Below are 14,746 nucleotides of genomic sequence, written 5' to 3' on the forward strand. Positions count from 1 at the left end.
TTATGCGAAAATTCCTGTCTGTTTTAGAGGATCTGGAAAACGAAAAAAACAAAGGTATAACCTTTATTGTGCGCGGCGAGGAAAGTTTCCTCAGCTACTCTGATCTTTACCACCAGAGCCCGAGAGTCGCAGGGAAACTCGCTGCCCGGGGAGTGCGCCCAGGTCAGCACGTGGTCTTCCAGCTCACCGGTAATCGCGATCTTATTGATTTGTTCTGGGGCTGCATCTGGCTGGGCGCCATACCTGTAGCTGCACCGCCAGCCGTGTCCACCAACGATCAGGAACGTGTAAGCCGCATTGCCGACATGCTGCCGGACGCTGTGATTCTTACCGATGAACGTACTGCGCCGCATATCCACAGTGAACGGTGTCTGCCGGTTCAGACAGTTAACAGCACTGAAACATACGAAGAACTGCCTCTGTCTGAGACAAACGGCGAATCCATTCGGCTGGTGCAGATGTCGTCGGGATCAACAGGAGACCCCAAAGGCATCATCCTGACTGAGGAAACCCTGATGTCTGCAATGCAGGCGACCATTCCTCGACAGCCACAGCGTTTTGAGAACTGCATGCTCACCTGGTTGCCGCTCACGCACAACTTCTCACTGCTCGGCTTCCATGTCTATTCAATTTTCCGTGGTTATTCACAGGTTCTGATGCCGACGTCAGACTTCATCATGAACCCGCTGAACTGGTTCGAAGCCATTTCACGCCATCGAGCAACCGTAACAGTATGCCCGAACTTCGGGTTTGTTCATGTTTTGCGTTACCTCAAGGCGCGCGGGATTCCCGAGGGAGCCTCCTACGATCTGTCCAGCGTGCAGAAAATAATCAGCGCATCTGAACCTGTTGACAGCAGAGCAGCCCATGCCTTCTGCGAGGCTCTGGCGAAATTCGGGCTTCGGTCCAATGCCGTTGTCGTGGCCTACGGTATGTCAGAGGCCTGTCTGCAGATTTCCACCACTCAGATATATGAGCCGTTGACGGCAGTGTGTCTGGATCGAGCCCGTGTGGCGATCGGTGCGCGCTATGTCGATATTGCCCAACCCGACGGAGCGGAATTCGTATCGGTTGGTCAGGCAGTACCTGGGATGGAAGTGTCGATTCGTGATAACGCCGGTGAGCAGCTGTCCCTTGACACAGTGGGTGAAATCTATATTCGTGGAACCTCCTTGACACACGAGTCGATAGGCATGAACGGTGTTGTTGAACATGATCTCACCTCGGATGGATTCCTTGCTACCGGCGATATCGGGTTGATTCACGAGGGCAACCTTTACGTCGTTGCCCGCAAGAAAGACATCATTTTTGTTAACGGGAAAAACTACTATTCACCGGACCTGGAATCCCTGTTGATGACAAAACTGGAGATCGAGACAGTTGTCTTGGGACGAACAGACCCGCAAAGCGGTGAAGAACAGGTGGTTGTGTTTGTTCCCGTGACCGAAAAGAACGTCAGCGATAAGGACATTATCGGCGTGATGGCGACCGATGCCGGAATTCCGGTCAGCAGGATTATGCGTATTGACGCGATTCCGCATACTGCCAACGGCAAAAAGTTGCGTCGAGAGTTGGAGGTCCTCCTGTGACGGACGCACAGACTGTATGCGACATCCTTGAATCAATCGTGGATGTCACGTTTGAACCTCATGATCTGCTGCGGGCTCGTATACCCAATTCGATGATGCTGATGCAAGCTGTGCTCGGCCTTGAAGCGCGTTTGTCAGCCACCATAGATCTGTCCCGACTGGACTATGACGCAACTGTTGGTGACCTGGTTGGAATTATCGAAAAACGGGCGGAATCTGATCAGGCTGCCGATCCCGATCACGAAATCAGCCTGAGTCCGATCCAGATTGCGTATCTGCTGGGATCGGAAGAGGACATTGAACTGGGCGGGCAATCGACATTCATTTATGCTGAAGCCGCCTTTGAGACGAGTGCTCATGAAGTTGCTGCCGCTGTGCGTACAATCGCTCAGCGCCATGATGTCTTTAGCTACCGTCCCGACCTGGAGACAGGTACGCTGAAGCGCACCGACTCCAGCATTTCGATAGAAACTCAAGAGGATGATTCGCCATCAGCCCGGTCGCGCGTGCGAGAGGAGCTGATGGAGCAGGCACGGAAGTCGAATGAAGACGGGCCTTTGGTGGGAGTGCGCATTCTCGGCAACGAAAACGCTTCACTGTGTGCCTACTTCAACATGGTGATCATGGATGCCGGATCACTGTATGTCTTCTTCCGCGAGCTCCGAGACATTCTGACAGGAAAGGATCTTCCTGAAGCAATGCCCTTGAGGCAGGCTACCCGGCTCACTACTGAGCATCTTCAGGCATCTGTGCGGCAGCGTGACCTGGAATACTGGCGCACGAAAGTGCAGGACTTTCCAACGCCTACGTGTCCTGCCCACCGCGTGATGGGAGATCACCCCTGGCACACAGAGCGACTGAATAACCGTCTGGACGCGGACCTGTCACGCAAACTGGAACGCGTCGCTGAAAAGGCAGGTGCGAGCCTTTCAGCTCTGATCCTGGCTGCATGTTCTGCTGTTGTCTCACGATGGAACAATTCGCCGGGATTGATGTGCAACGTGACTGTTTCACGGCGAACTGCACTTGATCCGGGGAAGTCAGTGATGGGCGATTTTACGTCATCCATGCTGATGGGAATTGATGTCGACAATCCTGACACTATCGGTGAACTGGCATCAACGATTAGTCGAGACATGCATGACGGAATCGTGCACGGCAGCGTCAGCGGGGTGGAGGTGATGACTGAATTCCTGCGCACGGAAGAAAACCAGGAACAGGCCACAGCTTCGATTGTCTTTACAAGTTATCTGGGTGGCTCGTCCAATTCTGACCTGAAGATTGACTATCTGTACACTCAAACAGCGCAAGTCAGCCTCGACATGCAGGCAATGCCGGCGGGAAATGGGCAGATTAACCTGTCGTGGGACGTGGTGCCCGAATATTTCCCTTATGCCACAGACATGTTCGAGTGCCTTAAGTCGCTCCTGGCTCGCATCGCAGATGGTCACGATGCGTTGCCCGTGGTTGATCAGGCCACCGTCATTGAGTCCGAAAAATACAATTCGGTTCGGGCCGGCGACTCGGTGCGAACCATGCTCGACCTTGTCAGAGATTCAGTGCGGAAGTACCCGACGCACCAGGCAATCATTGCCGATCCCGGCTATACCTATCAGGAGCTGTGGGAAGCATCGGGTAACGTGGCAGCCTATCTGCGTGAAAAAGGTGCGCGCGAGAAAAGCACAGTCATTATTGAATTCGCTAAAGACTCTGCCGACGTTGTCGCCATGGTCGCGGCGTTGCGTCTCGGTGCCGCTTATGTTCCAGTTGCAGCACATCTGCCTGCATACCGTCGCGATGCGATCCGCCGCCTTATCCCAGGGTCCGTTACGATCACGACCGACGAGGCTCTGCGTGAAAGCCGCGTGAAGCGTGAATTCGTCTCAGATGCATCGCCATCGCGTGAAGATCTGGCATATATCATCTTCACGTCAGGATCAACCGGCGTTCCCAAAGGCGTGGAGATTTCCCACGGCGGTGCAGTAGGGACCATCAGTGACATCAACGATCGCTATGGAGTCGATTCACACTCGCGAATCATTGGTTTGTCGTCCCTGGGGTTTGACCTGTCCGTCTACGACATCTTCGGTTCACTTGCTGCCGGCGCCACACTTGTCATGGTTCACGATGAACGAGACGCCGACCGGATTATCGATGTTCTGCGCACTCAGGACATCACTGTGTGGAATTCCGCGCCGGCCCTCATGGAACTGGCACTGCTGCGCTGCGAGCAAACAGACAGATTCGACTCTGTCAGGACAATCATGCTCAGCGGTGACCGCATTCCGGCATCGATGCCGGCGCGTGCGCACGCCGTGTTTCCCAACGCTCAGATCTACAGTCTCGGGGGCGCAACGGAGGCCAGCATATGGTCGATTCAGTTCCCACTCGACGAGGACAGCCTCGATAACCGAATCCCGTATGGTTACCCATTGGCGGGCCAGGGAATTCACATCCTGGGATACGACCTGACGATGTGCCCACGAGGTGTGCCCGGTGACATCTGGATATCAGGGCAGGGAGTCGCTCTGGGATACGCCCGCCAACCTGAGCTCACGGCAGAGGCATTTCGTGACATACCCGGACTGGGACGGTGCTACAGGACCGGTGACATCGGGCTGTTCAATCACGAAGGATTCGTTGAGTTCCTTGGCCGTAAGGATCGACAGGTAAAGGTATCTGGACACCGGATTGAACTGGGAGAAATCGAATCAGTACTGAGCAGGTCCGGGCTGGTCATCACGTCGTGTGCGGCAATCATGGAAGGGGCGCACACCCCATCGTTGGTATGCGCCTACGTGCCGCGTGATGGTGTCCAGGGCACACAGATCCGCGACGAGCTTGCCCAGCAGCTGCCGGACTACATGATCCCGCGTGCGTTAATTCCCGTTGATTCCATACCGATGACAGTGAACGGGAAGCTCGACCAGAAAGCCTTGAAGGCTTTATTCGAAGGCACAATCAACGATAATTCGCCATCGTGTGATAGCGGGGAGAGTGTTGCCGGCACCCCCAGTGATTCAAGCCAGCTGAACATGCAAGAACTCTTCGAAGAAGTCTTGCACACCCGCGTCGAGGACCCGTCCGCCTCTTTCTTCGCTCTGGGTGGAGACTCTCTGAGATTCCAGATGCTGCTGAAATTGATTGGAGAACGAACCGGCAGACGTTTGAGGTTCCGCGATCTAATTCGCAATCCCTGTGTCCTCCAGGCGGCGCAACTGGTTGAATCGGCCCAGGCGTCTGAGCAGTCGCACAACGCTATGACTGCAATCGAACATGATCCATATGCGCCATTCCCCTTGACTGAGATGCAGATGGCCTATTACGTGGGGCGTCAGCAGGGATTCGATCTTGGCGGTGTAGGTGAGCACTTCTATATTGAATCTGTCACCCATGCTGACATGCAGCGCCTGGAAAACGCTCTCAATGCGGTGATTCAACGACATGAAATGCTGAGAGCCGTCTTTACCGATGATGGCCGTCAGCGTGTCTTGCCGGAAGTTCCCCGCTACACCGTTGACGTCAAGGATCTGCGCTGTGCCTCAGACAGCGAAATCTCTGAAGCCACAATGCGCGAACGCGAGGCGCTTAGCCACGAATGCTTTGATTTGGGTACATGGCCGCTGTTCCGACTGCAGGCACACGCGTTGCCGGATGGGACTCATCGGCTCTTCTTCAGCATCGACATGATTATTGGCGATGGGGCGAGCCAGCGTATCTTCATCAAGGATCTTGCCCGAGCGTATCGAGGCGAAGAGTTGCCTCCTGTGGCGGGATCGTATCGAGATCACGTGATCGCAATTAAGCGCATACAGGATCAAAACCGCGCCAATGCGTACAGCTCGGAAATCAAGCGCATGATGGAGGAATTCCCCCTCGGCAATGTCCTGCCGGCGAACACGAGCGTTGTCGCCAGGCCACATATGCGCAGAATGTCGTGGGACGTTTTCGAAGATCTGGTGGAAAAGATCAGGTCTTACGCCGCACAGCAGGGAGTATCCCTGTCCACAGTCCTGCTCTATGCATATGCCTCCAGCCTTGCTTTGTCTTCGAGGGAGGGCAAGATCGGCATCAATGTCACGACGTACAACAGGAATTACGACCTGCCTGGAATCGAAGAAATGTTCGGAGATTTCACGGGTATCGCCCTGATAGATTTCGATGAATCGGAGGGCCAGGACGCATTGCCACGGATCCAGCAACTCCTTCTTGAACAGATAGACGATTCCCGCTCAGGTGTACAGATGCTGGCAGAAATGGGGCGTCTCCAAGGGTTCGCAGGACAGGCCCTGGCGCCATTTGTGTTTACGTCCCTGCTTTTTGATGCGAAGAAAGCCGAAAACTCCGTGCTCGGGCACATTGAGTATGCGATTTCGCAAACTCCGCAGGTTCTGATCGACCACCAGGTTCTACCAACAGCACGCGGTTTGAACATCTCCTGGGACTTCGTTGAGCAGATCCTCGATCCAGCCCTGATGGAACAGATTTTTGCGTACTTTAAATCCTCCCTCCGTCAGTACGCTGAGTCAGGGAGCCTGAGTTCCACCGTGCCAGTCGAGGTATTGCGAACCATTCGGCATTCGTGGGCATCCACGCGAGGCGCAGATATCGACACGCGCACTCCAACGGTTCAGGCAAGCAACGATTCCACCGAACTTTCTGGAAGCATTCAGCAGATTCGCCGATGGCTTCATGAGGACTACGCGTTGGACTCGCAGACTGATCTTGATGAATCACTCTTCAACGTCGGCATCGACTCTCTTGGTTTTGTTCAGCTGGTTCAGAAGGTGCAGCGCTATGCGGGCGGCAAGATTCCACTCGCCCAGGCGCTGGCCAGTCCCACGATCCGCACACTCGCTCAGCTTTCGACCCGCGTGGTTCAACAGGATGAACGGTCTTCCTCGCTCAGCCTGCTCAGGCAGGGCGACCAGGAACTGGTCATCGTGATGGTGCACGGCGGGTTCGGAACCGTCGACATATATCGAGACCTGGCGCTGGGAATGAAGGCGGGGCCTCAGATCTGGGGATTGAAGTTTGACTACTTTGCCCGGCAATGGCCCCAGCACATCAGTGTTGAAGAAATCGCGCAGCACTACCGTGCCGAGATTGACCGACAGTTCGCCCCGTCGACGCGTTTTGTCGTCGTGGGGTGGAGTGCCGGCGGCACGTTGGGGCACGCTCTGGCGTCCCTCCTGGCGTCACGGTGCGAAGGGCTGGTGTTGTTGGACAGCCTGGCTCCGGGCGCCCATGCCCCCGTTGGAGAATTCACCCTGCAGGCCGATGAGACAGTGCTGAAACGAGCCGGTGTGGTGTATGAGAAGAAAGCAGCAGGCCTGCTGGAGCTGTGGAGCAGCGTCGAGAACGATCCGCAGGCGGTGTGTAAGATCGCCCAGACATTCTCCGACTCCCTGCTCGAAGACCTCGGTGTCTGCGCCGGCCAGGTACGTGTTCGCGACCTGTCCACCTTGCGCACCCTCATTGCTGCTCGAAACGAGTACGCGCCATCTTATTGCGCCATTCCAACCCTTATCGTCGTTCCCGACGACGGTGAAGCTTATAACTACGCGGACTGGGCGAAGTTTGCGGACTGTCGCCAGACAGAGAAAGTAGTGGGAAACCATTATTCCTTTGTCATCGGCCCAACGAGCGCTCCGACAGTTCAGGCAGTTGAAGAATTCATTACTCACACCTGTACACGCCAATCAGTGAAGGAAGCAGGCCAGGCATGAAAATTCTGGTGATGGGAGGAACCGGTGTCACCGGAACTCGCGTGAGAAAGCTGCTCGCTGACAGCGACGCCGTCGTTGACTACAGCTCGCGGCACGAAAGTGACGACCCGCATCAAGTGACGCTCAACCTGTCGGGGTCGACATCGAGAATCATCGATGTGCTCAGCACATATGACTGGGTGATCGCATGTGTCGGTCCCTTCGAAAAGATCCTCGACAAAGTAGCTCTGCTATGTATGAAAGCAGGCACCAACTACATTGATGTCAATGACTCCATCGATGCCAGGGAAGCGATCCTGGCGCTTCCTGCACGGGATGCCGGAGTGGTAATGGTAACGGGCGCGGGCCTGTGTCCTGGCCTGTCGACCGCTCTGATGATGAGCATTCCGACAGACGACATCACGCAGATTCGTGCAGAACTCACCATCGGGAAAGGGCAGCCATCCGGTGCGGCTGCCGTGCAGTCAATGATGTCGACAATGCATGGCGGCTATCGGATGATGCAGAACAGGCAAATAGTGACAATCCCGCATCAGGTACCTGCAGAACGATTTGTCGGGTACGAGTGTCCCGATATCGGTGCTGTGGGCAAAGTATTTCCCCAGGTGCAGGACTACAGCTACTTTGTTGCCTTTGAAGCACTGTCCGGGCAGATGGTGACAGCTTTGCAGCAGAAGAGGATTTTCTCTTTGCCGGTGATTTCCACCTGGCTTGCCAGGAAAGCATCACGCAGCGTGTCGAGGAAAGCCCTCGAGGCAAATCAGCCTCATCCTGCGTCCCTGTCGATCGCGATGCAGGGAAAGTCTGAACTTACCACTGTGTCGTTGTCAGGGTTGACTTCGTATGAATTCACTGCGGTGGCGGCGGCCAGCGCAGCGCGATTCCTCGTGTCGGACAAGATCAAACCAGGAGCCTACGAGGTTGCTGATCTGCCGAAACTTGCTGACTACCTGTTGGCGCAATCCCAGGAATATGGTGCGCGAATTTCCCGCACCCAGCGAGGCTTGTAAGACCAGTTCGCCAATCTTGAATGGAGAAACCGTGAAGTCGTTTTCGCAGTGGAGCATGGATCGCCCCAGAAAGCTCCGGCGGTATGAAGAGACAATCCACCCGCGTTTTCTGAAGAAGTATGCCGGTGAATCTCTGACATTTGACGAGATCTACCGTGAACTGTTGTCGCATACACCTCAGGGGTGGCAATTGCGTGCAGGTGATGTATTGCTTGATATCGGCTGTGGAACGGGCTGGTTTGCGCGAAAACTGTCGATGGAGCCGCATTGCGCTGGCACCACTATTCATGGTGTCGATATTTCGCACAACGCCCTGAACATTGCCCGCGCTAGGCAGCCAAAGCAGACCAGCGCTGCGCGAGTCACCTACACGCAGGCAGATCTGATGGATGGCTTACCTATGAAAGCCGCCCGTGGAATCTGGTTTTGCGGAGCATGGCATCAGATGGGAGATGTCAGGAAAGCTCTTCACCATGTCGCATCCGCGCTCGCAGACGACGGTCTTCTTCGTATTCAGACCTATTGCGAAGAAACGCCCAACAAACAGCCAATTGACACGGCACTTATGCGTCTTCTCGGCCACTACGTCTTCCGTCCGGGCGAGATTGCAAACATCGCGCATGCATGTGGCTGCGAAATTATCCGCGAAGTGCGCAAGGGAATGGTGACGCTATGCACCATGCGTCACGCGCACTAAAGGATCCGGGTCGTGTGGCCAGCCCCGTTCATCGAGATCCAGGCTCTTTGGTCACTGTGAGAGGAATGTGAAACATCGATGAATGTGCTGAGGGCTTGTGTGAAACCCCATCAGGGCAAGTATTTTCTTTCCGTACTCTTGGCAATAGTGGCGGTGCTGTGCGGATTCCTTCCGTACGTCGCTGCTTCTGCACTCATTGCCAGATTGCTCGCAGGACACTCGCAGGCAGGCTTTTACGTATTGTGGTGCGTGATCGCTGTTCTGGGCCACATCGCGAAAGCGCTTCTTTCAGGTGCATCCACACTTATTTCTCATCGCGCAACATTCGCTGTGCTTTCCGAAATGCGCCGGTCGCTTGCGGTCAAGCTCGATCGTGTCCCCATGGGATATCTGATCAATACTCCTTCGGGCGAGCTAAAGACGGCATTCGTTGAGCGAACCGAACAGCTTGAGGTGCCTCTGTCCCATGTCATTCCGGAGCTGACGGCAAACGTGATGGTTCCACTTGGAATAGTGGTGTACCTGTTCGCCCTCGACTGGCGAATGGCACTCGCTTCCTTGGTCACAATTCCAATCGGCATCTTCGCGTACATGATCGGCATGCGGAGCTACGCGGAAAAATACGGCCGCGTTGTGCAGGCGAAGAAACATATGGGCGCCGCCATTGTTGAATATGTAGGTGGGATCGAAGTGATCAAGGCCTTCAGCCGGACCGACTCCTCCTACCGGAAATTCACTGAAGCTGTTCAGGCTAATTCCGGTCTGATGCTGGATTGGATGCGCGCAACACTGCCATGGACTGCCATCATGATGAATGTGTGGCCGGCGGTTCTGGTCGGGGTGCTGCCGATAGGGTGCCTCCTCACAATCAACGGGACCTTGCCGGCTGCGACTTTCGTGACGGTCATCATCCTGTCGCTGGGAATCATCGAACCCCTTTTTACAGCCATTTTATTCACCAGTGATATTTCGAAGATCTCGACAGTTGCGAACGAGCTGAATTCGGTGCTTGAGCAGCCTGAGATGCAACGACCGTCCACCCCGGTCAAACTCGACGGATCGGAAATTGTCATGAAAAACGTTGAGTTTTCCTATGAAGACGAGCTGGTTCTAAAGGGGGTAAATCTCACGGTGGCTCCAGGAAAGGTGACTGCGCTGGTGGGGCCGTCCGGTTCAGGAAAGTCAACAATTGCCCGGCTGATTGCCTCGCAATGGGATGCGACAGGCGGAACAATCACAATCGGCCGGCAGAACATCCGCGACATACCGCTCAGCCAGATTTCTCAGACCATTGCCTATGTTGCTCAGGACAATTATCTCTTCAACGACACGGTTATGAACAATATCCGAGTCGGCAGGCCAGATGCCTCTGATGATGAGGTGATTGCCACTGCGAAGGCAAGCGGTTGCCATGAGTTCATCATGGGACTCGACCACGGCTACGACACGCGCGTCGGATTCTCCGGTGGGCATCTATCAGGCGGGGAGCGCCAACGCATTGCAATAGCCCGAGCGATGATGAAAGATGCACCGATCATCATTCTTGATGAGGCAACTGCCTACACGGATCCGGAAAATGAGGCGGTTATTCAAGGTGCCGTCAGCCGTCTGGCTCGAGGCAAGACCATGATCGTCATTGCGCACAGACTCTCTACGGTCATCGACGCCGACGCCATAGCGGTTGTGGATGACGGTCGCATTATTTCCTGCGATACTCACGACAATCTTCTGGCTCACTGTCCGCTCTATCACCACATGTGGGACGCGCATGAATCGGCACGCGATATGGCAACGGAGGTTGCGACGAAATGATCTCGATATTCGCAAAGTTCTTCCGTTTTTCGGGCACGCACCGACGCTCCTGGTACTGGGCAATTGCGTTGGAATGTCTACGGTCGCTGGCCACTTCCATTCAGATCGTTCCACTGTTCATGGTGTTGTTTGCACTTGTCAATGGCACAATGACAGCGCGCATCATGTGGATCAGCCTGGGACTTCTGATAGTTTCGGTCGTTCTGGCATCGGCCCTTCACTACGCCGGATACAGCCTCGAGATGCAAGCGTGCTACCTGATGCTCGATGACAAACGCATCAACATTGGCCAGCGGATGCGTTTCATGCCGATGGGCTTTTTCAACAAGCGCAGCCTGGGTAACTTGACCGCAGTTTGCACCTCGACGATGGAAGATCTGGAATCTCTGGCTGGCAACATCGTCGTGCGCGTGCTGACCGGCGTGCTTCATGCCACGATCCTCAGCTGCGGATTCATCATCATCGACTGGAGGATCGGTCTGCTGTATCTGTGCGGCGTGGCCGCCATGCTGGTAGTCAATTCCCGAATGATCGTCCTGTCGCGCAAATATTCACCTGCCCGCCTCGATGCTCAGACGAGGCTGGCAGATGCAGTGATGGAGTACATCCAGGGCGTGGGAGTCGTGAAATCATTCGGGATGTCCGATCGCCATAACACATCGATGGACACAGCTATCGGTGAGGCCGAACGTCAGAACTATCGGCTGGAAAAGGTCAGTATTCCGCCGACCATGATTCAACAGATAGTGCTCAGAACCTTCTCCGTTGCCGCGATTGCTGCATCCATATATTTCTATGTCGCAGATTCGATGAAGCTGTTTGTCTGTCTGCTCGTCATCGTTGGCGCGTTTTTTGTGTACAGCAAAATCGAGGTTGCAGGCGCTTTGTCCTTCATGTTGCCGTCGATCGACCTGGCAATGGACCGAGTCAATGAAGTGGAAAACACACCGCTGATGACTGAGGCAGGCTCCATTACGCATGCTGACACCAGTGATTTGGTCCTGAAGGACGTGACATTTTCATATGGCGAAGACGAAGAAAATGCAGTCATACACGGCGTGAACCTGACAATTCCACAGGGAACCAGTTGCGCCATCGTCGGCCCGTCAGGCTCTGGGAAAACAACGCTCATGAAGCTGATAGCCCGCTTCTGGGATGTGCAGGGCGGTAGCGTGACGCTGGGTGGGCACGACGTCCGGGAATGGTCCTATGACAGGTTAATGGATCACTTCGCGATGGTGTTCCAGAACGTCTATCTGTTCAGTGACACGGTCGAAAACAACATCACATTCGGCTGTCCGACAGCTACTCATGAGGACGTGGTGCGCGCTGCCCGACAGGCCTGCTGCCATGACTTCATCGAAGCCTTGCCTGATGGATACAGCACTGTGCTGGGAGAAGCGGGCGCGACACTGTCCGGCGGTGAGCGCCAGCGCCTGTCGATCGCTCGTGCCCTGCTGAAGGACGCGCCGATTATTCTGCTGGATGAGGCGACAGCCAACGTTGATCCAGAAAATGAAGCTGAGCTGCAAAGCGCGATCGAAACTCTCACTCGGAACAAGACAGTTGTGATGATTGCTCATCGCCTGAAGACTGTGAGAAATGCAGACCAGATTGTCGTTCTTGACCATGGGTGCGTTGTACAGCAGGGACAGCACGATGAACTGAGCAGACAAGACGGAATCTACCGTGACTTCGTGAATACCAGAGAACGAGCGATCAGCTGGAAGATTGCCACCGCATCCGACTAGGCCAGGGGACAGTTTCCATTCGGTATGAAGGCTGTTTTCAGAACGTGACAATTCGATTGTAGAAGGCGATTGATTGCCTCAGGTGCCTGCGGCGGGCAATGAGAGCGAAGCCGGCAGACCCGCCGCACCGAGGATGACAGAGTGAACCAGGTGTCAGGATCGGTGTGCCAGGCCCTGAGCCGGCGCGCGGCGCTTGGACGTGACTGTGGTCCCAGAAAGACTCTGTTGAAATCGCTATAGTTAGGATACCCAAAAGATAAAGTTGGGGTAGCCGAAATAAAGTTGGAGAGGGGTCCGATGAGGATGTGTGACGTTCAAGGAGCACTCCGCGCTGGCGGCGTGACAAATCCCTATGTGGTTGGTTTTGTGCGCGAATGGGCAGAAATCACGCAACCAGATGCCATTGAGGTGATCAGTGCCAGTGACGACGAGCGACTGATACAGGAGGCGCTGGAAGCCGGTGAGATCTTTCCGGCAGGAAAAGAAACGTACTATTCGCGCTCATACTACAAAGACACTGCGCGTTCTGAGGAACGAACGGTGGTTGCCACGCATAGGGAAAGCGACCAGGGTGTTTTCAATAACTGGCACAATGCTGATGAGGTGGATGAGCGTCAGCGGTCGCATATGCACGGTGCCCTGCATGGAAAAACCATGTACGTTGTGCCGTATCTGATGGCTCCTCCTGGCTCCGCGCTCGAAGTGTGGGCACGAGGCGTTGAGCTGAGCGACAACCGGATTGTTGTCCTGCAGATGATTCGCATGGCACGCGTCGGGGTCGAGTACGTCAACACTGACAATCAGCCTCGTGAGTTTGTGCGCGCCATCCATGTCACGGGAGATATAGAGAATCTGGGACAGGGAACTGCGGATGACCAGCGCTTGTTTGCCACCCTTGCGGATGAGCGCACCATTGAACACTTTGGTTCTGCCTATGGCGGTAACGCATTGCTGGGCAAGATCGCCCACGGCCTGCGTCAGGCTTCATACGACGGCTGGGTGTCGGGGAAGTTCCTTGCCGAGCAGTTCATGCTCATCGGAATTCACGATAAGGTGACTGATCGGACACGCTACGTGTGCGGCGGCTTCCCGTCAGCTTCAGGCAAGACAAATCTGGCAATGATGTTGGCGCCAGACGCCCTCGGCGATCGTTACGAAGTGTTCTTCTACGGGGATGACATTGTCTGGCTGCGGGTCGATCCCGACGACGGGCGCGTATACGGTATGAATCCAGAATACGGAGCATTCGGCGTTGCCAAAGACACGAACTGGAAGTCGAATCCGACCGCTATGGAGTCGATCCGTCCTGGGAGCCGTGCGCTGTTCACCAACGTTGCATACAACCCGGACAGGCAGGAAGTATGGTGGGAAGGTAAAACCCCTGACTACCCGGAGGACGTGACAGGATGGTACGACTGGACAGGTAAGCTGATCAGCGATCGTCCCAAGGAAGAGCAGCGCTCATCGCAAAAGGGCTGCGAATGGTCACACCCGAATGCTCGATTCACCACTTCGCTGCGCAACGTCCCGAACGTTGCTCCCGACTATGAAGATCCGAAGGGTGTGCCGATTGACGCAATCATTTTTGGCGGCAGGGTAGCCAACCGCGAGCCCCTCATTCGGGCAATTACAGATCTTGCTGAAGGCGTTTACGATGGTCTTACCCTGGGCGCTCAGGCAACGTTCGCGGCAGAAGGCAAAGAAGGTGTTCTTCGATACGACCCGATGTCGATGCGTCCGTTCATGTCCTATCCCGAGAGTGATTATGCAGCTCACTGGCTCAAGATCCTCGGTAAGGCGACCCACCAACCGGTTTTCGCTCACGTCAACTGGTTTGCCCGCGATGATGAGGATGGGCATTTCCTGTGGCCGGGGTATCGTGACAACCTCCGGGCATTGCTGTGGTTGCTTGACCTCAAGGATGGTCGAGTGACAGGGCGCTCAACACCCGTTGGAATCGTTCCAGAGGTCGACGAATTGAACCTCGATGGTTTTGAAGGATCGCGCGCAGACCTGGAGAAGATCCTGACTATCGACCGTGAACTATGGGTCAAAGAACTGGATAACCGCGAAGAGTATCTGAACCAGTTCCACGATCTTCCCGACGAAATATGGGAGGCGCACCGTCGAATCTGTCAGAATATCTGACAGGGCAAGG

7 protein-coding genes are annotated in these 14,746 nt (G+C 55.1%); all 7 read left to right on the plus strand.

Annotated features, from left to right (window positions below; all coding sequences use genetic code 11):
* Positions 1 to 2 precede the first annotated feature (2 nt).
* The 7 genes from AC1EJZ_RS07415 to AC1EJZ_RS07445 all read left to right on the plus strand — a co-directional run bounded on the left by AC1EJZ_RS07415 (position 3) and on the right by AC1EJZ_RS07445 (position 14,736).
* Complete coding sequence (locus tag AC1EJZ_RS07415) at positions 3 to 1,589, plus strand: AMP-binding protein (RefSeq protein WP_074026238.1); 1,587 nt, start codon at positions 3 to 5, stop codon at positions 1,587 to 1,589.
* Positions 1,586 to 7,318, plus strand: a complete 5,733-nt coding sequence (locus tag AC1EJZ_RS07420; protein ID WP_058237729.1) for a non-ribosomal peptide synthetase — start codon at positions 1,586 to 1,588, stop codon at positions 7,316 to 7,318. Before AC1EJZ_RS07415 ends, AC1EJZ_RS07420 begins: the two co-directional genes overlap by 4 nt.
* Positions 7,315 to 8,328 (plus strand): saccharopine dehydrogenase family protein, encoded by a 1,014-nt coding sequence (locus AC1EJZ_RS07425; RefSeq protein ID WP_058237730.1) that lies wholly within the window; start codon positions 7,315 to 7,317, stop codon positions 8,326 to 8,328. Before AC1EJZ_RS07420 ends, AC1EJZ_RS07425 begins: the two co-directional genes overlap by 4 nt.
* 31 nt (positions 8,329 to 8,359) lie before the next feature.
* Entirely contained in the window at positions 8,360 to 9,025 is a 666-nt protein-coding gene (locus tag AC1EJZ_RS07430; RefSeq protein ID WP_058237731.1) for a class I SAM-dependent methyltransferase, read from the plus strand.
* Positions 9,026 to 9,124: 99 nt separating this feature from the next.
* Positions 9,125 to 10,837, plus strand: a complete 1,713-nt coding sequence (locus AC1EJZ_RS07435; protein WP_257525634.1) for an ABC transporter ATP-binding protein — start codon at positions 9,125 to 9,127, stop codon at positions 10,835 to 10,837.
* Positions 10,834 to 12,588, plus strand: a complete 1,755-nt coding sequence (locus AC1EJZ_RS07440) for an ABC transporter ATP-binding protein (protein WP_058237733.1) — start codon at positions 10,834 to 10,836, stop codon at positions 12,586 to 12,588. Before AC1EJZ_RS07435 ends, AC1EJZ_RS07440 begins: the two co-directional genes overlap by 4 nt.
* Positions 12,589 to 12,885: 297 nt before the next feature.
* A complete protein-coding gene (locus tag AC1EJZ_RS07445; RefSeq protein ID WP_371935779.1) occupies positions 12,886 to 14,736 on the plus strand; it encodes a phosphoenolpyruvate carboxykinase (GTP) in 1,851 nt (616 codons plus the stop codon).
* Positions 14,737 to 14,746 lie beyond the last annotated feature (10 nt).

Source organism: Pauljensenia sp. C0170B5 (genome assembly GCF_056590195.1).